The organism is Moritella sp. PE36, assembly GCF_000170855.1.
Lineage (GTDB): Bacteria > Pseudomonadota > Gammaproteobacteria > Enterobacterales > Moritellaceae > Moritella.
The window spans coordinates 33,849-56,027 of record NZ_ABCQ01000001.1 but is presented as its reverse complement, the minus strand read 5'-3'; the positions used below and the strand labels follow the sequence as shown (position 1 = coordinate 56,027).

The window sequence follows — 22,179 nt, the reverse complement described above, 5'->3', positions numbered from 1 at the left end:
CTACAAATTCAGTGGTTTTTAATGAAACTATTTCGGCTATCGCTATTTGGCTGTTAAACTATGCGCAATAAATAGCACTATGATTACAGTTTTTAAATATCGACTTTAAAGAGAACATTCTTTTTGGTGGACTATTTTTAGGCATACATTTTTAGAGATTAGTATTTTCCCGGTTATATATGCTGGTGGTACTGAAATCGTTTGGAGAAATTAACATGAAACACACTGTTGAAGTGATGATCACTGAAGCTGACATTCAAGCAAAAGTAAAAGAGTTAGCAAAGCAAATTGAAACGCATTATAAAGATACTGAGACGCTAATCATTGTTTGTTTATTACGTGGTTCGGTTATTTATATGTCGGATCTGTGTCGTCACATTAACTTACCGGTTGAATTAGATTTCATGACTGCATCAAGCTATGGTAACTCAATGGAAAGTAACCGTGATGTGCGTATCTTAAAAGACTTAGATAGCGACATTAAAGGTAAAGATGTACTTATCGTTGAAGACATCATTGATACTGGTTTCACGTTAAGCAAGATTAAAACAATGCTTGAACTGCGCGATCCTAAATCAATCACTATTACGACATTATTAGACAAACCGTCTCGTCGTGAAGTAAATGTACCAGTTGATTGGGTTGGTTTTGAGATCCCAGATGAATTCGTGGTTGGTTATGGTATCGATTACGGTCAAAAATACCGTAACTTACCTTACGTAGGTAAAGTAGTACCGTTAGAAGGTTAAGTTCTAATTCTAAGACCAGCCTGGTACTTGTTGGTCGAGTCGGTTAAAGATAGACCCCTCCCTAGCCCTCCCCTTAAAGTAAAGGGAGGGAACTAAAATAGCGCCAAGCTAAATCGGCAGCGAAGCCTTGCTCTTGCTCCTCCACCTTATTTTACGATAAAGAGCAAGGGGGAGGCTGGGAGGGGGTATGTATAGCATTTCTACACCATTCCAGTATAATTCATCTCCCATTCTTCACTGGATTTATTCATCACATGACGTTAGCACTTGAAATAAAAGGTTTACGTAAAGTCTATAAAGGCGGTGTTGAAGCCGTTAAACGTATAGATCTGACTGTAGCTAAAGGCGATTTTTATGCGCTATTAGGGCCTAACGGTGCGGGTAAGTCGACGACTATCGGGGTGATGAGCTCACTGGTCAATAAAACCGCCGGGCAAGTAAAGATCTTCGGGTATGATATTGATACAGACCTTGAAGCGGCAAAGAGCCATATTGGTTTAGTACCACAAGAGTTTAATTTTAATCCGTTTGAAAAGATTGAGAATATTATCGTCAATCAAGCGGGTTATTACGGTGTACCACGTAAAGAAGCCTTAATTCGTTGTGAAGCATTATTGAAACAACTGGAATTATGGGATAAACGCCATGAAGTAGCACGTAATTTGTCTGGTGGCATGAAACGTCGATTAATGATCGCGCGGGCGTTGGTACATAACCCACAACTGCTTATTCTAGATGAACCGACTGCGGGTGTTGATATTGAGTTACGTCGTACCATGTGGGAATTCTTGAAACGTAAAAATGAGCAGGGTATTACTATTATTCTGACCACCCATTATCTAGAAGAAGCAGAAATGCTGTGCCGTAATATTGGTATTATAGATAAAGGGCTGTTGATTGAGAATACCTCAATGAAAACGCTATTATCTAAGCTAAATAGTGAGACCTACCTGTTAGATATCAACAGCCAATTAGTTAAACCTGAGTTAGACGGGTACAGCTGTCGATTATTGGATGATCATACTTTAGAAGTGGATGTGACTAAGAGTCGTGGTTTGAATTCGTTATTTGCGCAATTAGCAACGATGAATATTCAAGTTCAAGGTATTCGTAATAAAGAGAATCGTTTAGAAGCGCTGTTTATGGATATAGTGGAGCAGGGAAGACTGGAGCAAGCTGGTTAATCGCATGTTCCGAGTTAAGTAAAGACGTCAACGCGCCGTAAACCCATCCATGGGGGCTTGCGTTGGCATCCATGCCAACAACAGTTGTCTTTCTTTATTTAACTATCCACTAATTTGTATCGCCGTTTGCACCATATTTGAGTAGGTTAGTTAAAATGAAACAAAATTATTTAATTGCGTTTAACAGTATTCTGAATAAAGAGATCACCCGTTTTACCCGTATCTGGGTACAGACCTTAGTACCGCCAGCGATCACCATGTCGTTATATTTTGTCATTTTCGGTAACCTGATCGGTTCTCGCGTCGGGCAGATGGAAGGCTTTAGCTATATGGCGTTTATTGTTCCTGGCCTGATCATGATGTCGGTGATCACTAACTCGTATTCGAATGTCGCCTCGTCGTTTTACAGCGCCAAGTTCCAGGGCAATATTGAAGAGTTATTGGTATCACCGGTACCGACTTATATCATTATTGCCGGTTATGTCGGTGGTGGTGTTACCCGTGGCTTACTGGTCGGTTTTATCGTTACTTGTGTATCATTGTTTTTTGTCCCTTTACAAATTCATAGCATATTAGTGATCGTGACTACGTTATTGCTTACGTCGATCTTATTTTCATTAGCAGGTTTATTAAATGCTATCTTTGCCAAAAGCTTTGATGATATTTCGATTATCCCCACGTTTGTATTAACGCCATTAACCTATTTAGGTGGGGTGTTTTATTCAACGTCATTATTACCACCGGTATGGGAAACTATTTCACACGCCAATCCAATCATCTATATGGTTAGTGCATTCCGTAATGGTTTCTTAGGTATCGAAAACATTCCATTATTCTATTCATTTACTGTCATCATTGGTTTTATCGCTGTGCTTTATGCATTGGTATACCGCTTGATCAGCAAAGGTGTGGGTTTAAGAAGTTAAGAGCTGTCATGACGGCTCAATTGACAAAGAAGACTTGCTCTTAGCTCCTCCCCCTTTTTTAAGGGGGAGGCTGGGAGGGGGTCATCACTAATATTTAAAATCGGTAATAAAAATGAACACTGAACAACAAGCAACACAAGACGAAGCCGCAGGCAATTCTCGCGAGATCACCACCAACCAAACAGGCTTGAACGAGCATTTGGATGAAGTGGTATTAAAACATCTGAAGCACAAATTCCGTAAACCTTACCGTCAACATACAGTTGAAGCATTTAAGCAGATGCAAGCGATTGTTGCGGCCGATCCGCGTCCAATCATCTTTGATTCTTGCTGCGGCGTGGGTGAAAGTACCGCGAAGATCGCGCAGCTGCACCCTGACTGTTTGGTGTTTGGTATGGATAAGTCGGCAGACCGATTAGATCGTAATGATCAACACCGTCATGCACACCAAGTCGATGGTCAGGTTTATCATTTATTCCAGGTCGATCTTAACGATTTATGGCGTTTAGCGGTTGATGCCGGCTGGCAGTTACACAAGCACTATATCTTGTATCCAAACCCTTGGCCAAAAGCCAAACATTTACAACGTCGCTGGCATGGCGCAGCAGTATTTCCGTCTATCTTAGCGCTGGGTGGTGAATTAGAGCTACGGAGTAACTGGCCGTTATACTTGCAAGAGTTTCAACGTGCCTTGGAATTAGCTAAGGTTGATAGTGAGCTACAGACTTATACGGCAGCAGAAGCCACAACACCGTTTGAACGTAAATATTGGGCGAGTGGTCAAACCTCATGGCAATTGTTGGCTAATTTATGAAAATGAGAGCCAAACTATGAAGTGGCTATATTTGTATTACTTACAAGTGCTTACATGTTTAATGTTGACGATCTTATAATATAAGTGATAGCTGTTTTTTACGCATAAGTTAAATTGAATTGTAATTAAATTGTAATTAAATCTGTGGTTTGATATTTATTTTCAATTTTATATATTATATTTTATAGTTGTGAGGGGTAACTAATAATGAGTATGGTTATGGCTTGCTCAACCCTATTATTTGTGCGAGTATTGCGCGAACTTTATAAGTTGCACTCAAAAAAAGTATTAGATAGAAATTTACACTATCTAATACTTTTTTACATTGGCTTAGAATGAATAGTTGGCGAAAAATATCGGTCTTGGGGTACTGCAACCCTAGGGCGGTAGCGTGCATTTTGTAACAATAATCTATTTATTCTTAGTTAAAAATTTACGCTTATAATCAGATGCACGCGCAAACATGGCCACCGATAATAACGCGAAGGCGATACCGTTCGCATAGGCTAGCTGTTCATTTTCAACTAATTGATAAACACTAACCAGCATGATTAATATCACTATCATTAAATTTATATTATGCAGCATAGGGTAGTTGTTAGTGAAAATGGCATAACGTCTGAACATAAACATTCCCTGTTCTGTGTTGTTGTAACATTGTTGAGTACCTCATTATTGTAGTTTTTATGCTTAACTATATAAGTTTAAGTGTAAGCTTGAGGCCGTTAATGCATATACGTAAATATGCATGTGGCTAACGTAACATATCTAATTAGAACAGAATAAAACAAAAGTAGAAATAGATACCTATAAATGTGACAAGTGTCTCGTTACTTTACTCACTTTAGTTATTTTCTCATCATCGCGGTATAATCCCGCAAATTTTAAAATTTAAAAAATTAAAAATGGATCATATGAAGCATTATAAAAAATTGCTGGTGGCGGTTGCCTTACCGGTAATCTTGGCTGGCTGTACAGTTCCAGGCGCTTACTTAAATTTAGACGATACGAATGATTCTGCAAATAATACTGAAACGGTGGATATTTTAGAACGGGTTAATGTATATCCATTAACGGCCGACAAGATGGCAAGTTATAAAACCCCACGTTTAAGTGCGCGGATTAATCCTGAATTAGATGCCAAATTAGCTGCTTATGAATACCGGGTTGGTGCGGGTGATATTTTAAATGTGACAATTTGGGACCACCCTGAATTAACTATTCCAGCAGGGTCTTACCGTAGTGCCAGTGAATCGGGTAACTGGGTACATGCAGACGGTACTATTTTCTATCCCTATATTGGTTTTGTGCCAGTAGCAGGTAAAACAGTCGTTGAAATTCGTGCGATATTAACGACAAAATTAGCCAAGTATATTGAAACCCCTCAGGTTGACGTTAACGTTGCTGCATTCCGCTCGAAAAAAACCTACATCACCGGTGAAATCAATAAGCCTGGTCAGCAATTTATTACTAATGTGCCATTAACATTACTTGATGCGGTCAACAATGCCGGTGGCTTAGCAGAAGATGCAGACTGGCGTAATGTTACCTTAACCCGTCAAGGTGTTGAACAAAAATTGTCTTTACATGCCTTGATGCAACGTGGTGATTTAACTCAAAACCGTTTGTTAGTCCCGGGTGATATTGTGCATGTGCCACGTAACGATGGCCAAAAAGTGTTTGTAATGGGTGAAGTGAACGAGCCTAAATTATTAAAAATTGACCGTGCGGGCATGAGTCTTACCGAAGCATTAAGTAGCGTAGGTGGTATTAATCAACTGGCTGCGGATGCGACTGGTATCTTTGTGGTCCGTGCTAACCGTACTGCTGAAACAGCGACTGTAGCAACAGACAGCGCTGAAACTGGTCAGGTTAAAAAGAATACCATTGCCGACATTTATCAATTAGACATCAGTAATGCGGCTGCGCTGGTTATCGGTACTGAATTTGAATTACAGCCTTATGACATTGTTTATGTGACTGCGGCACCCATTACCCGTTGGAACCGTGTGATTGGTCAGATATTACCAACTATCTCAGGGTTTAATAACCTGACTGAAGGCATTAACCGTGTTCGAACTTGGTAATTTATGGATCCTGAATTGAAGAATTAATCGAAAGGTTGTGGTTATGTTTAATAATATTTTAGTGGTGTGCGTGGGTAATATTTGCCGCTCACCATCAGGCGAGTATTTACTTAAGTCGTTATTACCGAATAAAAATGTGGAATCTGCCGGTGTTGGCGCTCTGGTGGGGAAATCGGCAGATAAACTTGCTTGCCAGGTTGCAGAGGAACACGGTATTAGTTTAGCGGGTCATCAAGGCCGTCAGTTAACCTCGGCATTGTGTCGTGAATTTGATTTGATCTTAGTGATGGAACAAGGTCATATCAACGCGGTAACCAACATTGCCCCAGAAGCGCGTGGTAAAACCATGTTGTTTAGTCAGTGGCTGCAAAAGCAAGATATCCCGGATCCGTACCGTCAGCGTAAAGAAGCGTTTGACCATGCTTACAAGCTAATTGAAGCCTCGGCTAAAGCTTGGGCTCTCAAACTAGGCTAAGAGTAGTTAGGTTAATAGCAGCTAGGTTAAAAGCAATTAGATTAATACAAGATATGTTAGTAAAGCGAGATTGCTCAACAATCTCGCTTTTTAGCGCTTAAATTTAAACATTGGAATTAGATTATAATTATGAGCAGTAATACTCTCAATCAGAGCAACAAACCGCAGTCGTCACCAAACGGTGATGCGGACGAAATCGATTTAGGTAAGTTATTCGGGATATTACTCGATGCACGTTGGAGCATTATTGCGGTTACCATTATCTTTGCTGTGTTTGGTATCGCTTATGCGTTATTAGCGACACCGGTTTATAAAGCCGATGCCTTGATCCAAGTTGAACAAAAAAGTAGTGGTATGTCTGCCCTTGTTGGTGACATGGGTGATTTGTTTTCCAGTGAGTCTTCTGCGACTACCGAAGTTGAGATCATTAAGTCACGTATGATCTTAAGCCAAACCGTTGAAAAACTAAATTTAACCACGCTTGCTGCGCCTAAATACCTGCCTGTTGTCGGTAGAGGGTTCGCACGTATTAGCGGTCAACAGAATGACATCGTCATTAGCCGTTTTGAAATTCCAAGTTATGCTTCACCAGCATTTAGTTTGATTATTGATGATGCCAGTAAAGGCGCTTATTCATTGTATGACGGTAATGAGCGCAAGGTTTTATCCGGTGTTGTGGGTGTATTAGCACAAAGCAATGACTATCGTTTATTTGTGCAAGCATTAGTGGGTAACAATACAGATGAGTTTTCGGTCGCTAAACAATCACAACTCGATGCTATTCAGTGGTTACAACAGAACTTATCGGTGAGTGAACGTGGTAAACAAACCGGTATTTTACAGTTAACATTCAGTGATGAAGATAAAGCTCTAATTGAAGACATTCTTAATGACGTCAGCCAAAATTACTTCTTACAAAATGTTAAACGTAACTCGGCAGAAGCTGAAAAAAGCTTGGCGTTTTTACAAGGCCATTTACCAAACATTAAAATCGAATTAACCGCTGCTGAAGATAGGCTTAATCGTTTTCGTCAAGCCAATGACTCAATCGATTTAGGCTTGGAAGCGGAATCAACGTTAAAAGTAATGGTGGCGTTAGAATCGCAGTTAAATGAATTAACCTTTAAAGAAAGTGAAATAAGCCAACGTTTTACCAAGGACCATCCGGCTTATAAATCGCTATTAGATAAACGCCAAGTGTTATTAGCCAAGCAAGATGAGTTGAATGCACAAGTTCAACAATTACCAAAAACTCAGCGTGACGTATTACGCATGAAGCGTGATGTTGAAGTCAATCAACAGATTTATATTCAGTTATTAAACAAGGTGCAAGAGCTGAACATTTTGAAAGCCGGTACGGTAGGTAATGTACGTATCCTCGATACAGCGCAAGCTTATAGCAAAGCGGTTAAACCGAAGAAATCGCTGATTGTAGTATTAGCGACGTTACTGGGTGGCATGTTAGCTGTAGCTGTTGTGCTCGTTCGCGCTGCACTGCATAAAGGGGTAGAAAACCCGGATGAAATTGAAGCATTAGGGTTACCAGTTTATGCCAGTATCCCGATGTCAGATTGGCAAGCAGAGATGGACGTTAAGGTTAAGCACAATAAGCGTAAAAAGAATTTTGAATTACATGAAACCTTGTTAGCAGAATCAAACCCCGCGGATCTTGCGATTGAAGCATTACGTGGCCTACGTACCAGCATGCATTTTGCCATGATGGAAGCGAAGAACAACGTAGTGATGATCTCGGGGCCGGCGCCGGGCATTGGTAAATCGTTTGTATCCGTTAACTTTGCAGCTGTGATTGCCAAAACAGGGCAAAAAGTACTGCTTGTCGATGGTGACATGCGTAAAGGTTACCTACAGCGCCACTTCAACCTAGCCTGGGATAACGGTTTATCAGAAATGCTGTCGGGTAAATTAGAAACCAAAGACGTAATTAAAGCTTCGGGTATTGAAAACCTCGATATTATTACTCGTGGTCAAATTCCACCAAACCCGTCTGAACTGTTAATGCATCCACGCTTTGCTGATTTTATCACATGGGCATCAAGCGAATATGACTTAGTACTAATTGATACACCACCAGTACTTGCGGTAACAGACCCAAGCATCGTAGGCGCATTAGCAGGTACAACATTAATGGTCGGCCGCTTTGGCCAAAACACTGTGAAAGAAATTGAAGTTGCACGTCATCGTTTTGAAATGGCTGGGATTGAAGTGAAAGGCTTTATTCTAAATGCGGTTGAGAAGAAAGCGAGTGCATCTTATGGGTATTATAACTATAGCTATGAGAGTGATAAGGCATAACCTATTGGGGCCGTTGTGTAAAACATAACAAATCAAGCAATTACAGATAGTTAATCATCGCTATGTGTCTCATTATGAATATAAACTGGCTCAGTGATGCTTATATTGCTGAGCTTTATTGTTGAAGTATTTCCATTCTTAGTTATTAAATCTTAGCTATTAACTTTTAAATAAACGTAGGTCTATCATGTCAAAAAAGAAAGTCTTGACCGTCTTCGGTACGCGTCCTGAAGCGATTAAAATGGCGCCGCTTGTGCATGCGCTCGCTGCGGATGAGCGATTTGAAGCGAAATGTTGTGTGACAGCCCAGCATCGTGAAATGTTAGACCAAGTACTTGAGCTATTTGAAATTACACCAGACTATGATTTAAACATCATGAAAGCGGGACAAACGCTTAATGATGTGACTGCACGTATTTTACTTGAGCTAAAACCAATTCTGCAAGAATTTAAGCCAGATGTGGTATTAGTGCATGGTGATACAGCGACAACATTCGCAGCAAGTTTAGCAGCCTATTATGAACAAATCGATGTTGGTCATGTTGAAGCCGGTTTGCGTACCGGCAATATTTATTCGCCTTGGCCTGAAGAAGGTAACCGTAAGTTAACGGGTGCTTTGACTAAGTATCACTTTGCCCCTACTGAAACGTCGAAAGAAAACTTACTTAAAGAAAATTTCAACCCTGATAATATTTCAGTGACAGGTAATACCGTTATCGATGCATTGTTAATGATGAAAGATAAGGTCGATAATGATTCTGATTTGAATCTTACCTTGTCAGCATCGTTCCCATTTTTAGATGAAAATAAAAAGTTGATCCTAGTGACAGGCCATCGTCGTGAAAGCTTTGGTGGCGGTTTTGAGCGTATTTGCGAAGCGTTAGCGATAACAGCAAAAGCACATCCTGAAACGCAGATTGTATATCCAATGCATCTAAACCCTAATGTACGCGAACCGGTTAACCGCATCCTTGCAGGCATTGATAATATCTTCTTGATTGAACCGCAGCAGTATTTACCATTTATTTATTTAATGGGTCGTGCAAATATCATTCTAACTGATTCTGGTGGTATTCAAGAAGAAGCGCCTTCGCTAGGTAAACCTGTACTGGTTATGCGAGATACAACAGAGCGTCCAGAGGCCGTTGAAGCGGGTACTGTTAAATTAGTCGGTACTGAAGTTGATGCATTAGTTTCAAATTTAAATGAACTACTGACAAATGACGAAGCTTATAAAGCGATGAGCTATGCCCATAACCCTTATGGTGACGGAAAAGCATGCGAACGTATTTTAAATGAATTAGCAAATAAATAAGGTTATATAATGTCTTTTGAAACAATTTCAGTCGTAGGGCTTGGTTATATTGGCTTACCAACCGCAGCCATGTTTGCATCACGTAAAAAACAAGTGATTGGCGTTGATGTAAATCAACACGCTGTTGATACAATTAATCGCGGTGAGATTCACATTGTAGAACCTGAGCTAGATATGATTGTTCATGCTACAGTAACAGAAGGTTACCTAAAAGCGGTTACATCACCAGAACCTGCAGATGCATTTTTAATCGCAGTACCTACACCATTTAAGGTTTGCGCTGAAGGTGAGATCCCTGAACCTGATTTACGCTATATTGAAGCGGCAAGTAAAGCTATTGCCCTAGTGTTGAAAAAAGGTGATTTGGTTATTCTTGAATCGACGTCACCAGTTGGTGCAACGGAACAAATGGCCGAATGGCTTGCTGAGATCCGCCCAGACTTATCATTTCCACAACAAAGCGGTGAAAATGCGGATGTGAATGTCGCTCATTGTCCTGAACGTGTTTTACCTGGTCATGTTGTACGTGAATTAGTGGAAAATGACCGCGTTATTGGTGGTATGTCAAAACGTTGTTCTGAGCGTTCTGTTGAGCTTTACAAAATATTTGTACAAGGTGATTGTGTTATTACCAATGCTCGCACAGCGGAAATGGCTAAATTAACAGAAAACAGTTGCCGAGATGTACAAATTGCGTTTGCAAATGAATTATCAATGATTTGCGATAAGTTAGACATTGATGTATGGGAACTGATTTCTTTAGCTAATCGTCATCCGCGTATTAATATCCTTCAGCCAGGTCCAGGTGTAGGTGGTCACTGTATTGCTGTTGACCCGTGGTTTATTGTATCTAAAACGCCTGAAGAAGCTCGAATGATTCATACAGCTCGTAAAGTCAATGATAGTAAACCTGGTTGGGTTATTAATAAGGTTAAAATAGCTATAGCGGATTTTTTACAGGAGAACCCTGAAAAGACAGCTAAAGATGTGACAATTGCTTGTTATGGTTTAGCATTTAAGCCTGATATTGATGATTTACGTGAAAGCCCAGCTCTTGATATCACAAAAAATATAGCGAAAATGCATTGCGGTCAAGTAATATCTATTGAACCCAATATTAATATGTTACCAAGCGAATTATCGAATGTTCAATTGGTATGTTTTGATATAGCTTCTGCTGAAGCTGATATTCACATTTTACTTGTAGATCATAACGAGTTTAAGACAAAGAAGCCTAAATCAGGTGTTTTAATTGATACCAAAGGTATTTGGAACTAAAAAAATAGTTCCTAATACTATGGTGTAGTAACTTATATACATATCATCCCCTCTTTCCACAATGTCCAATGTTGAGATGTAAAATTGAAAATTCTATTTGTAGCGCCCCCATATATTAATCTCGATAGTAAATCTGGTGGTGTTTTTAACGAAATGAAAGCTAGAGAAAAAGCATTAGGTGAAGTAGGCGTTGATGTTGAATACTTAGAGTTAGGTGTTTCTCCAGATTGGGACAATATTGATTTGTGCCATCTTTTTATGGCTAATGAAGGGAGTTACGGATTATCCTTAAAATTAAAAGAAAAAAAGCCTCTTGTTGTTAGTCCTATTATAGATAGGGTTGAAAGCAACCTCCTATTGAGAGTATCTTTAGCCTGTATGAAAAAGGTTCCATCAATGTATAGTAACTTGGTAAGAAGTTTCGATATATGCAACTTAGCTGATGGGATTTTAGTTCGAAGTCTAGAAGAAAAAAGAAGAATTGAAAATGCATATAGAATTAAAAAACCAACAAAAATAGTCAAAATTCCATTTAAATTTGAATCTGGCATTGTAGCTAAAGCTAAAAGTCAGGTTTTATTTTTAGGTGACATCGGTAATAGTCGAAAAAATGTTATAAATCTGATTCGAGCATGTGATGATATACAAGTGAAATTGGTTTTAGCTGGTATTCGATCTAGCGGTAAATATGGAGAGGACGTTTTAAGAGCTATTAAGGATAAGAGTAATGTTCAATATCTAGGGAAAGTAAGTGAGGAAGATAAAATTAGGTTAATGAGAGAGTCTAAAGTATTTTGTCTCCCGTCTCAAATGGAAGGTGTTGGTATTTCTGGACTCGAAGCTATTTCATATGGGTGCAATCTAGTAGTCACTAAAAACGGTGGTGTGAAAGATTACTTTGATAAAAACACATGGTTTATCGATCCGACAGATGTGAACAGTATTTCTAAAGCTATTAGAGCTGCATTAAATACAGAATTTAAGCTCAGTAGTAATAATGACTTAGATTATAAAAAAATTGGAAGTGAAATGATTTTTTTCTATGAGGAAGTTATTAATGCATAAACAGATAGTTGTTATTGGCCATCATCTTGTTGTCGAATCATATCAAGAATTAATTCAGGAATTATCAAATAAACTTAAAAATAAGTCAATTGAATTAACATTAATAACGCCTGAAGTTTATAAAGAAAAGGTAATTACGCACGCCGTAACTATGAAGGGGGCAAGTTTTAATCATATAAAAATTAAAACTATGTTCGGAAAAAGTGGTAGGCAACATGCTCACTTTTATTTAGGTATAGCTAAAGTACTTAAGAATATCAAACCCAGCTTAATATATTGTATGGAAGAACCTAATTCAATAGTTTCTGTTCAAATCGCATATTTAGCTAAGAAAATTAAATCACCTGTTATATTTTGGTCAGCCTTAAATCAGAATAGGAACTATTCTGATTTACCATTGGTTGATATCAGAAGATACCTGTACCCATGGTGTATTAATTATACTTTTAATGGCAGTGTCGCAATAAATGCGTTAGATCATAAAGTAGATAAGGTGATAAAGGAAAGAGAATATAATCATAAAGTCTTCATTCAAAATACATTTGGTGTAAATGATAAGTTTTTTAATGCGAAAATAAAAAAAAGTAATGGTATATTAAAAGTCATTTATGTTGGGCTTTTAGAGGAGTATAAAGGTGTTAAGTTTCTAATTGAATCAGTAAATAAGTTAGAGGGCGTATCTTTAGATATAGTTGGTGATGGCTCGCAATTGCATTATTTAAAAAGTATAAGTTCAGAAAGTATTGAATTCCATGGATACTTGGAATATTCAAAAGCTCTTGAACTGATGAAGAAGTCTGATGTATTGGTCTTACCATCTATACCATGTAACGGATATCTAGAGCAGTTCGGTAGAGTACTTATTGAAGCTATGGCTTCAGGTCTTTGTGTTATAGGTTCTAATATTGGTGGTATTGGTAATGTAGTCAATAATGCTGGTTTTTTAGTTGAACACTCCTCAAGTAAAGAACTAAGAGATGTTTTAAAAATGCTGAAGCAGGATGAATCTCTACTTTATGAAATGAAAACAAAAGCATATCAAAGGGCCATTACTTGCTATTCATATAAAGCAGTCTCTAATCAGTTAGCGGATAAACTTATTGAGTTTATCAATGAATGATTTTTTAAAATATAAAATTAATATAATTAGTTTAGCTGGTTTCAAAGGTATACAGATTTTATCAACACTAATTCTTACTCATATTTTGATATCCTCATTTGGTAAAAATGATTATGCTATATTTGTAGTAATTCTGTCTTTTGGTCAACTAGTTATGATCGATACTGGTGCTAGCGAAGCAGTAAAAAAAAATTTATTAATGTCTAAAGACTATCCGCATGATAAAGTTATTTTTAATGGTTTGATAATAACCACGTTATCATCAGTAATTACAATAACATTGTTTTACGTATTGATCTTTTTATCGGACCCTGAAACTATAAACGGATATGATTATGAATTATGGATGGTATTATTCATATCCACATTAATCATGCCATTGAAAATATCAAGAGAAGTTTTTACTGCATACCATGAGACATATAAGCATTCTTTATTAATGATTGCTTGTATATGTACTTCAATAATCTATTCCGTACTTCTTGGCGTGGATGATTTTATTGAGGCAATCATGATCCAACATGGAGTATTATTGATTGGTAATGGATTGTCGATACTATATCTTTATAAAGATAAAGGTTTGCAATTTAGATTACAGCTTTTTGATATTGATGTAATTAAAAAATTAATGCCAGATACGGTTAAGTTTTTATTGCTTGGACTGTCATTAATGCTCATTAATGGCGCTGATATAGTATTACTTTCAAGTCTGGGGATTGATAATGAAGAACTTACTGAGTTTTCTTTAGTCCTAAGAATATATATATATATTCATACTGTTTTTATGTTGTTAATTTATCCAAGCTTGCCTTTATTATCAAGTTTGTACCAAAGTGATTATTCTAAGTATTTGATATTTAGAGGACGGTTATCGTTTGCTATTGTTTTCGGTTCTGGTTTAACATTATTTATATTTTGTTTACTATTGCCTAATATAATTTCTATTTGGGTAGGTATTGTACTTACAATACCCTATAAATCTGTGATTTTTATTGCGATGTTCACTTATTTTAGATTACTATCTGATTATTTTGATTATTTATTGAGAAGTGAAAACATTGTTAATAAACAAGTCTTTTTTACATTGATTGAAGCCATTCTTCATATAATGCTTTCTATTTTGGGCTGGAACTGGGATGGGTTAATCGGATTTAGTCTTGGTATTCTAGTTGCTACTTTATTTTCCCGTACTTTACCATTTCTTTTTTTTATTGTCAGAAACACGAAAAATAAGTCAATATCTTTATGAGCATACACAATAACGAAATAACTTTTTTTAATCTATCAAAATTATCTATTTTATTTATATCGGTTATTTACCCTCTATTTGTAAGAGATGTTTTTTTTAATATAAAAATTCAATATATTCTCAATGGTGTATTGTTTTTTTTGTTTTTTATACTTATTTTAAATAATAAAGTTAGATTGAATAGAAGTTTTTACTATATTTTACCTTTTATATTTTGGGCTGTATTCGTTTTGGCTTATGGGATGCTTACATCTTTTCAAGATGGTAACAGTAATCTTATTATGCAACCATTTTTTGCTATTTCTACGGATGGAGACTTAGCCAAAAATTTTTTTAATGTAGGTAATGTGGGATTGAATTTTAGCTACATGATGAGGATGATTATTTTTATACCGCTAGGCTTGCTTTTAGGTGCTTCAGTTAATGTGATTAACTCAACCTTTATTCGAAAGTGCATATGGTTGTTCACTATAATTTCCTTAATTTACCTTATAGTTGATTTTTATTTTAATTCTGGAATGAGGCATAGTGGTATATATAGTAACCCTCAAGATATGAGTGCTATACTTTTATTTAATATAGTTATATTTTATTGTTTTAGGGGGCGCTCAAGTGTTGAATTGATATTGTTTTTTATAATTAGTGGTATCGGGATATTATTAACAGGAACTCGAAGTAGCTTATTTATTTTCATGGCCTTAATTGTTCTTAGGAATAGGCAATCGTTACTTCTATTTTTTAGTGTTATTATGTCGTTGTTGATTACAATTATACTGCCTTTGTATATGAATTATGTCGTTAACATTGATTTTACATCCGTTTCATCTTCAATTATTAGATTTAAATTATGGTCTGATTATTTTTGGCCAAATATCTTAGATAATTTTTTTCTTGGTGTAGGTACTGTCCCCATAGTTACTGAAAGTTTGATTATATTTTTTCTTTTTGTTTATGGTTTTGTTGGACTATCATTGTTTTTTTATTATGTTTATATTATGTGCACGAAAATTACATATAATAAAGGTAGCATTAAATTACTTTTTGGCGTGGTTATATTTCAATCAGTATACTTTATGGGACTCCTTTCTCTTGATAATATTGCGATGACTTTTTTTTGGTTAGGATATTTGTCTCAAAATGATGATAATGTTGATTTTATATATGAGCGAAGATCTAAGATTTGATTTGTATAATTTTAAATGACATCTAATATTTAAATGAAAATTGATATTTAAATGAAAATTGATATTTAAATGAAAATTGATATTTAGTTGGATTCTTTTTGTCTATGTTAGTCATTTCTGAAGGAAATGGTTCTTTGTGAGTTGTTTTTATGTTTTATTCAGTAAATTTTTTACGGGCCGTTGCTGCATCATTAGTTGTATTCCTTCATTTTAGTATACAATATAGTAATCATTTCGACGCGGAATTTGATCTTTCTATTCTAGGGGTTAGTCTGGAGAAGCTTGGGTCAATTGGAGTTGATATATTTTTCATCATAAGTGGCTTTGTTATATACACAAGCTCAATGAAGAAAAAAAATATAGGTATAGTTTCATTTCTTCGGTCCAGATTAAAAAGAATAATGCCTTTATATCTTATATTTACTTTGATTTACATCGTAATTTCAGCTGCCACATCCTTATCAAAATATAATTTTGATACATTTCATTTTATTTCATCTCTATTTCTATTCCCTGCTAAGAATGCAGATGGCTTATATGCACCTATTCTTTATGTTGCTTGGACATTGAGTTACGAAATTTATTTTTATATTACCTATGTATTTGCAATGAAAGCATTTGGGGGGTCACTGAAATTATACATCTCAGCTTTGGTTACTCCGATTGTTTTATTCGCAATGTTTTATGATTTAGATGGATTCATTCAGACTAGAGATGTTATTTTTAATCCAATGTTACTTGAATTTATCATGGGGATTTTGATTGCAAAATATGTATATTTAATTAGGAGTGTTAATTGGAAAGTAGGTGTTATTTTATTTTCAATGTCAATTGTAATAGGAATTGTCTTTTCATATTTTGATTCAAATGATTACTACCGTTTCTTATTTTATGGTATTCCATCAACACTTCTGATTATATCTTTTTTGATTTTAGATGATAGTCGTATTTTTAGATCTAAGTTATTTTGCTTACTTGGGAATTCATCATATTCATTGTATCTATCGCATGTTTTTACATTGCCTTTTTTTATAAAAATCATAGTAATTTTAGATTTTGATGAGTTTTATTTAACATCTATCTTAAGTGTTATTTTTTGTTATGTTTTCGCAGTTATATCATATAAATATATTGAGTTAAGGTTTATACCAGCCATCTTTGAAATAAACAGAAAGATAAAATCAACTTCATATTAATTATTAAATAAAGAGTTTTAGAATGAAAAATGAACACAATCAAACATGTGTTGTAATTTCAGGTTGTTGGCCTGGAAATAAAAAAGGTTATGAAATCGCCTGTAATTCAACTTTATCATTTATAGTCTCAAAATATAAACGAGTTGTTTATTTAGGGCCTGAAGATGAGACTTTTGACGCAGAGTTTAGAAATAATTTTTTAAGTGTTGAGTTTATAGCTGTCGACTTCTTTAGGAGTAGTAAAGCGCTACGGTTTTTAGAGTCACTATTTTCTAAATATCCTGCGATCTGTATGAGATTCAAGCGAAGCGTGGGTGATGTTAGAACTATCTTAGATGAACTAGGTGTGAATGGATGTGATTTTTTTTACGAAGATATTCCTGCTGCTTATTTTCTAAATGAATTCAAGTCTGCTTTTAATAACTCTTATCATATTGTTAGAAGTCACAATGCCGTTTATAAAGGCTTTTTTGGAATGAAACATAAAGGAAATATAATATCTAGGCTTGCTTGGACGTTTGAATTAATTAAAATTAAAAAATTTGAACAATGTATTGCAAAAAAATCGGATTACTTTATTGCCATTTCAGATGATGATAAAGAGTATTACAATCAAATTAATGTTCATGTTAATTCAGTCTTAAGCGTCTATTTCGAACCGGTTGAAGATACGGTTGAAACTGTAAACTCCAAAAATTTAATTCATATTGGAACATCCGATATGAGGAAGGGAGCCTCACTTAGAAAGTTTATTTATACTGTATGGCCAAAGATATTTGAAGAATTCCCTAACTCCCAATTTTTTATTGCAGGTAAAGGAACTGAAATATTTGACGATAAAAAGAATGGTGTTATTGCATTGGGCTTTATTGATAATGAGAGTCAGTTATTTAATAAAGGACGTATTTTTATCAATCCTCAGGAAGAGGGGGCTGGAATAAAAATTAAAAGCTTAGTTGCTTTGAGAAATAAATCAGCTCTAGTTACTACGAGTGTTGGAGTTGAAGGGATAAATGTTTCTCATGGGAAATCAGCACTTGTATCAGCAAGTATTGGAGGTATGGAAGAGCATATTAGAACATTGTTAAGCAGTGAAGATGAAATTTTAAAGATATCGACAGAAGGTTTTAATTTTTTTCATAAAAATTATTCTCAGAATAGTTTTTTTTCTCAGGCTGAATATATTTGGAGTCATAGGTAATATTTACCTTTATTTATGAAGAATATAAATAATTTCATTTTGTCATTTCATGGTATGAGAGGCATCGCATCTTTGATGGTTTTCTTTACGCATATTATTAATGGTTATGTAATACATGTCGATAGTGGCATAGGGGGGGCGTGGTCTAAAGTTTTATCTAACATAGGTGTTTTTGGTGTGGAAATATTCTTTTTTCTTAGTGGTTTTGTTATTTATAAAGCCTCTTTAAGAAGTTCTGTGAAGAGTTTTTTTATGCACAGATTTTGGCGTATTTATCCATTATTCCTACTGTTTACTTTGTTTTATTTTATATCTAATGAGTTATTTGTAATCGACGAAAATAAACTAGGTTATGTGAACCTTATATCAAATTTACTTTTTTTAGATTTATTTTTGAGTACTAAGTCTCTAACACCAAATGCATGGTCTCTAACATTTGAAGTTTGGTATTATATAGTGACCTTTTTTATTGTTTCTTACCTTAATAGCAAAAAACATTATGTTTTATTTTTGTTTAGCTTGGCGATTTCAATATACCTTTTATTATTTTATCCAATTTCTATGTACTTTGCTTTAGGCGTGGCCTTATCCATTTGTGATAAAAGAGTAAAGAGTAAAGTGTTAAGTATTAATCTTTATTTATTGAATTTCGTTCAATTATCATTATTGATTTTCTTGGTTTTTTTTGTGTCAACTGGTAATAAGTTCTCTTGGGTGTTAACTTTTGACAATTTGTATGGCTTATTTATTCCTGTGTTACTATTTTCTTTTATGGTTACATTGTTGTCTTCAAAAACTTTGATTAGTAGATTTTTATCTTTAAAACAGTTTGTGTTTTTTGGTAATATCAGTTTTGCTCTGTATTTATTACATCCCTATTCTTATTTGATATCACGTAATATAATTTCTAAGTATTTAGTTGGTGCTACGTCCAATGTAATGGTGTTTTTGTTTTATCTAGTATTAACTAGTGTGTTAACATTGATATTGACTATGATAATAAGTAAATATTTCGAAAACGTTGTATATAATAAAATGACAAATAAAAACATTTATTTAGGAGTGCGGAAATAATAAATATACTCATAAAATAACATCGTATGATACCAAGTTGTCAATAAGGAACTAGGATAGATAACTATCTTTTTTGGAAATATGAAAATAGCAATTTACTTTCACACCGTAAAACACCTAAAAACAACACAAATTATTAATCGCATCCTAAAAAAAATCCTTCATCCTAAGTTTAATGCAATAACAAGTTCATTAACTGAGATATCAGGTCAGTGGATTACTTATGGTCTGTATAATCGAAAGATATTCGATTATGATCAAGTTATTTTTTTAAATCATCGCGCTGATATTAAAGACAAAGCAAGTTGGAATAACGATAATGAGGCTAAATTATGGTTATACAATTTGCACTACTTCGATGATTTATGTGCATTGGATAGTAATAAGCGTACTGCTAGTCAGCTTAAATTTATTCAACGTTGGATCGATGAAAACCCACCTGCTGTTGGTAATGGTTGGGAACCTTATCCGACATCATTACGTATTGTTAACTGGATAAAATCTTTTTTAGGGCACATATCACCAGAACAACATATTTTAGATAGCCTAGCGCAACAAGCAGATTTTTTATCCCAAGATCTAGAAACTCATATCTTAGGTAATCACCTTTTTGTTAATGCAAAAGCACTTATATTTTCAGGGTTGTATTTTGATTGTGGCAATGCCAAATCATGGTTAAATACCGGTTTAGCTATTTACAATCGAGAGCTAAAAGAGCAAGTATTAAATGATGGTGGTAATTTTGAATTAACACCTATGTATCACGCTATAATGCTTGTTGACTTACTCGATTTAATTAATATTTTTAAGACATATCCTAATAAAGTATCCCAGCAAGTTATCAAAAACACACATTCAGCTATTTTAAAAATGCTGCAATGGTTAAAAGTGATGAGTCATAACGATGGTGAAATTAGTTTCTTTAATGATTCAGTATTCGGTATTGCACCAAGCAACAATACTATTTACGGTTATGCAAGTGTATTAGGCTTTAAGACATTAACTCAAAAATATGAAGTAAATAATATTAAATTAATTGATTTAACAGATTCTGGTTACGTAATTGTTAAATCAAAGGATATGTCATTAATAGCCGACTTAGCTGCTATTGGTCCAGATTATATCCCCGGTCATGCACATGCTGATACCCTGTCTTTTGAGTTATCACTTGGCACCCAACGTATCTTCGTTAACTCAGGTATATCTGGGTATGGATTAAGTGAAGAGCGTTTACGACAGCGTCAAACAAAAGCTCATAATACAGTATCTGTGGATGACTTAAACTCCTCACAAGTATGGAGTGGTTTTCGCGTAGCTAAACGAGCGACATTGAGAAATCGTGTAGTTGGTGAGGTTAATCGTAATGCTGTGTCATTTTCAGCAGAGCATGACGGCTTTAAAAAGCAAGGTGTTAACTGTATACATAATCGTAAGTGGACCGTTACTTATAATTCGCTTGATATTATTGATCATTTGGAAGGTACATTTGAACAAGCTGAGAGTTATTTACACCTACACCCAGATGTTACAGTATTAAATATTACTAATAGTACAATTTATTTAGTAACAAATAATTACATCATTAATATTACAGTAGAAAAGGCCCAAGTTTCAATTGTTGATACAACTTGGCATCCTGAGTTTGGTATTTCGATTCCAAGTAAAAAATTATGCTTCAAATTTACGGATAATTTGATGCAAGTATCATGTATATGGAGTAAGAAATAGTGCATATTTTATTTTTAACCGATAATTTTCCACCAGAAGGAAATGCACCTGCTACGCGTACTTATGAACACGCAGTTCGTTGGGTACAAGCGGGGCACAAGGTTACAGTAATTACCTGCGCACCTAATTTTCCTGAAGGTAGGGTATTTGACGGTTATAAAAATACGTTATATCAAAAAAGTGATTTAGACGGTATTAATGTAATTCGAGTCAAAACTTATATTACGGCAAATGAAGGGTTTGTTAAGCGAATTCTTGATTATATGTCATTCATGGTCATGGGGTTTATTGCAGGACTATTTCAAACGAAACCTGATGTAATCGTTGCAACATCCCCACAATTTTTCTGTGCCTGTGCCGGTTGGGTTCTATCGGTAGTAAGACGTAAGCCATTTGTATTTGAGTTGCGCGATATATGGCCGGCATCTATTACTGCTGTTGGCGCAATGAAAGACAGTAATGTTATCCGCTTATTGGAAAAACTCGAGTTATTTTTATATCGCCGTGCTGATTCTATTATCACTGTTACTCATTCTTTTAAAAAAGAATTAATTGAGCGTGGTATTGATGGAAATAAAATAGATGTTGTTTTAAATGGTGTCGATTTGTCTAAATATGAGCCAGCACTAGAAAAAGATAAAAAACTAGCTAAAAAATATGACTTAGAGGGTAAGTTTGTAGCTGGTTATATCGGTACTCACGGTATGGCTCATGGCTTAGAAAATATTGTAGCTGTAGCGGAAAAATTACAATCAGAATCCGATATTCGTATTGTTTTTGCTGGGGGCGGTGCAGCAAGACAAAAAGTGGTAGATCTAGTTAAAAATAAAAAATTAAATAATGTAGTACTTATAGACCGTCAACCTAAAGATATGATGCCTAGAGTATGGTCGTTATGCGATGTATCTTTAGTACCACTTAAAAATAGTGATCTATTTAAAACTGTTATTCCCTCAAAGATATTTGAATGTATGGGGATGGGAATTCCAACAATTATGAGTGTTCCTGAAGGTGAAGCAACCGCTATTATTAAAAACACAAACTCAGGAATAACCGTTCAACCAGAGAATGTAAATGAAATCGTTAACGGTATTTTAAAGTTGAAAAATGAATCAAGGCTATATACAGAGTTAAAAAATGACAGTATTAAATCTGCTTCAGAATTTAGTCGAGATTTAATGGCCGAAAAAATGTTGAATATATTTAAAAAATTAAAATAAG

Annotated in this window: 19 protein-coding genes; 18 read left to right on the top strand and 1 reads right to left on the bottom strand. The window is 35.2% G+C overall.

Annotation, left to right across the window (positions count from 1 at the left end):
* Positions 1 to 215 precede the first annotated feature (215 nt).
* The 4 genes from hpt to PE36_RS00235 all read left to right on the top strand — a co-directional run bounded on the left by hpt (position 216) and on the right by PE36_RS00235 (position 3,673).
* Positions 216 to 749: a hypoxanthine phosphoribosyltransferase gene (hpt, locus tag PE36_RS00250; protein ID WP_006029928.1), complete on the top strand. Its 534-nt coding sequence runs from the start codon at positions 216 to 218 to the stop codon at positions 747 to 749.
* Between the two features lie 254 nt (positions 750 to 1,003).
* Positions 1,004 to 1,933, top strand: a complete 930-nt coding sequence (locus PE36_RS00245; protein ID WP_006029927.1) for an ABC transporter ATP-binding protein — start codon at positions 1,004 to 1,006, stop codon at positions 1,931 to 1,933.
* 155 nt (positions 1,934 to 2,088) lie between these two features.
* Positions 2,089 to 2,859, top strand: coding sequence for an ABC transporter permease (locus PE36_RS00240; RefSeq protein WP_006029926.1), 771 nt, complete (start codon positions 2,089 to 2,091; stop codon positions 2,857 to 2,859).
* A 112-nt stretch (positions 2,860 to 2,971) separates the two neighbouring features.
* Positions 2,972 to 3,673: a tRNA (guanosine(46)-N(7))-methyltransferase TrmB gene (locus PE36_RS00235; RefSeq protein WP_006029925.1), complete on the top strand. Its 702-nt coding sequence runs from the start codon at positions 2,972 to 2,974 to the stop codon at positions 3,671 to 3,673.
* A 411-nt stretch (positions 3,674 to 4,084) separates the two neighbouring features.
* Here the strand turns inward: PE36_RS00235 and PE36_RS00230 are convergent, their stop codons facing one another.
* Positions 4,085 to 4,300, bottom strand: coding sequence for a hypothetical protein (locus tag PE36_RS00230; protein WP_043993527.1), 216 nt, complete (start codon positions 4,298 to 4,300; stop codon positions 4,085 to 4,087).
* A gap of 287 nt (positions 4,301 to 4,587) precedes the next feature.
* Here PE36_RS00230 and PE36_RS00225 point away from each other — a divergent pair, with 287 nt between their 5' ends.
* The 14 genes from PE36_RS00225 to PE36_RS00160 all read left to right on the top strand — a co-directional run bounded on the left by PE36_RS00225 (position 4,588) and on the right by PE36_RS00160 (position 22,178).
* The gene (locus tag PE36_RS00225; protein WP_043993525.1) at positions 4,588 to 5,760 is read left to right on the top strand and encodes a polysaccharide export protein; all 1,173 of its coding nucleotides are present in this window, start codon (positions 4,588 to 4,590) and stop codon (positions 5,758 to 5,760) included.
* Positions 5,761 to 5,803: 43 nt separating this feature from the next.
* Positions 5,804 to 6,235, top strand: coding sequence for a phosphotyrosine protein phosphatase (locus tag PE36_RS00220; protein ID WP_006029921.1), 432 nt, complete (start codon positions 5,804 to 5,806; stop codon positions 6,233 to 6,235).
* Between the two features lie 129 nt (positions 6,236 to 6,364).
* Positions 6,365 to 8,548 (top strand): polysaccharide biosynthesis tyrosine autokinase, encoded by a 2,184-nt coding sequence (locus PE36_RS00215; RefSeq protein WP_006029920.1) that lies wholly within the window; start codon positions 6,365 to 6,367, stop codon positions 8,546 to 8,548.
* Positions 8,549 to 8,735: 187 nt separating this feature from the next.
* Positions 8,736 to 9,863 (top strand): non-hydrolyzing UDP-N-acetylglucosamine 2-epimerase, encoded by a 1,128-nt coding sequence (gene wecB, locus PE36_RS00210; RefSeq protein WP_006029919.1) that lies wholly within the window; start codon positions 8,736 to 8,738, stop codon positions 9,861 to 9,863.
* 9 nt (positions 9,864 to 9,872) lie between these two features.
* Positions 9,873 to 11,141, top strand: coding sequence for a UDP-N-acetyl-D-mannosamine dehydrogenase (wecC, locus tag PE36_RS00205; protein WP_006029918.1), 1,269 nt, complete (start codon positions 9,873 to 9,875; stop codon positions 11,139 to 11,141).
* Positions 11,142 to 11,225: 84 nt separating this feature from the next.
* Complete coding sequence (locus tag PE36_RS00200; protein ID WP_006029917.1) at positions 11,226 to 12,206, top strand: glycosyltransferase family 4 protein; 981 nt, start codon at positions 11,226 to 11,228, stop codon at positions 12,204 to 12,206.
* Entirely contained in the window at positions 12,199 to 13,326 is a 1,128-nt protein-coding gene (locus PE36_RS00195; RefSeq protein WP_157517728.1) for a glycosyltransferase family 4 protein, read from the top strand. The genes PE36_RS00200 and PE36_RS00195 overlap by 8 nt, the downstream gene beginning before the upstream one ends.
* A complete protein-coding gene (locus PE36_RS00190) occupies positions 13,319 to 14,575 on the top strand; it encodes a lipopolysaccharide biosynthesis protein (protein WP_006029915.1) in 1,257 nt (418 codons plus the stop codon). The genes PE36_RS00195 and PE36_RS00190 overlap by 8 nt, the downstream gene beginning before the upstream one ends.
* On the top strand, positions 14,572 to 15,759 hold the full coding sequence (locus tag PE36_RS00185; RefSeq protein ID WP_006029914.1) for a hypothetical protein: 1,188 nt from the start codon (positions 14,572 to 14,574) through the stop codon (positions 15,757 to 15,759). Before PE36_RS00190 ends, PE36_RS00185 begins: the two co-directional genes overlap by 4 nt.
* A gap of 149 nt (positions 15,760 to 15,908) precedes the next feature.
* Complete coding sequence (locus PE36_RS00180) at positions 15,909 to 16,955, top strand: acyltransferase (RefSeq protein ID WP_006029913.1); 1,047 nt, start codon at positions 15,909 to 15,911, stop codon at positions 16,953 to 16,955.
* A gap of 22 nt (positions 16,956 to 16,977) precedes the next feature.
* Entirely contained in the window at positions 16,978 to 18,156 is a 1,179-nt protein-coding gene (locus tag PE36_RS00175; protein ID WP_006029912.1) for a glycosyltransferase family 4 protein, read from the top strand.
* A 15-nt stretch (positions 18,157 to 18,171) separates the two neighbouring features.
* A complete protein-coding gene (locus tag PE36_RS00170) occupies positions 18,172 to 19,230 on the top strand; it encodes an acyltransferase (RefSeq protein ID WP_083797957.1) in 1,059 nt (352 codons plus the stop codon).
* An 81-nt stretch (positions 19,231 to 19,311) separates the two neighbouring features.
* On the top strand, positions 19,312 to 20,958 hold the full coding sequence (locus PE36_RS00165; RefSeq protein WP_006029910.1) for a heparinase II/III family protein: 1,647 nt from the start codon (positions 19,312 to 19,314) through the stop codon (positions 20,956 to 20,958).
* The gene (locus PE36_RS00160) at positions 20,958 to 22,178 is read left to right on the top strand and encodes a glycosyltransferase family 4 protein (protein ID WP_006029909.1); all 1,221 of its coding nucleotides are present in this window, start codon (positions 20,958 to 20,960) and stop codon (positions 22,176 to 22,178) included. The genes PE36_RS00165 and PE36_RS00160 overlap by 1 nt, the downstream gene beginning before the upstream one ends.
* Position 22,179 lies beyond the last annotated feature (1 nt).

Bases quoted from the DNA above. Each gene is read 5' to 3' on its own strand.
- hpt (WP_006029928.1), top strand. From the start codon at position 216: ATGAAACACACTGTTGAAGTGATGATCACTGAAGCTGACATTCAAGCA.
- PE36_RS00245 (WP_006029927.1), top strand. From the start codon at position 1,004: ATGACGTTAGCACTTGAAATAAAAGGTTTACGTAAAGTCTATAAAGGC.
- PE36_RS00240 (WP_006029926.1), top strand. From the start codon at position 2,089: ATGAAACAAAATTATTTAATTGCGTTTAACAGTATTCTGAATAAAGAG.
- PE36_RS00235 (WP_006029925.1), top strand. From the start codon at position 2,972: ATGAACACTGAACAACAAGCAACACAAGACGAAGCCGCAGGCAATTCT.
- PE36_RS00230 (WP_043993527.1), bottom strand. From the start codon at position 4,300: ATGTTCAGACGTTATGCCATTTTCACTAACAACTACCCTATGCTGCAT.
- PE36_RS00225 (WP_043993525.1), top strand. From the start codon at position 4,588: ATGAAGCATTATAAAAAATTGCTGGTGGCGGTTGCCTTACCGGTAATC.
- PE36_RS00220 (WP_006029921.1), top strand. From the start codon at position 5,804: ATGTTTAATAATATTTTAGTGGTGTGCGTGGGTAATATTTGCCGCTCA.
- PE36_RS00215 (WP_006029920.1), top strand. From the start codon at position 6,365: ATGAGCAGTAATACTCTCAATCAGAGCAACAAACCGCAGTCGTCACCA.
- wecB (WP_006029919.1), top strand. From the start codon at position 8,736: ATGTCAAAAAAGAAAGTCTTGACCGTCTTCGGTACGCGTCCTGAAGCG.
- wecC (WP_006029918.1), top strand. From the start codon at position 9,873: ATGTCTTTTGAAACAATTTCAGTCGTAGGGCTTGGTTATATTGGCTTA.
- PE36_RS00195 (WP_157517728.1), top strand. From the start codon at position 12,199: ATGCATAAACAGATAGTTGTTATTGGCCATCATCTTGTTGTCGAATCA.
- PE36_RS00190 (WP_006029915.1), top strand. From the start codon at position 13,319: ATGAATGATTTTTTAAAATATAAAATTAATATAATTAGTTTAGCTGGT.
- PE36_RS00185 (WP_006029914.1), top strand. From the start codon at position 14,572: ATGAGCATACACAATAACGAAATAACTTTTTTTAATCTATCAAAATTA.
- PE36_RS00180 (WP_006029913.1), top strand. From the start codon at position 15,909: ATGTTTTATTCAGTAAATTTTTTACGGGCCGTTGCTGCATCATTAGTT.
- PE36_RS00175 (WP_006029912.1), top strand. From the start codon at position 16,978: ATGAAAAATGAACACAATCAAACATGTGTTGTAATTTCAGGTTGTTGG.
- PE36_RS00170 (WP_083797957.1), top strand. From the start codon at position 18,172: ATGAAGAATATAAATAATTTCATTTTGTCATTTCATGGTATGAGAGGC.
- PE36_RS00165 (WP_006029910.1), top strand. From the start codon at position 19,312: ATGAAAATAGCAATTTACTTTCACACCGTAAAACACCTAAAAACAACA.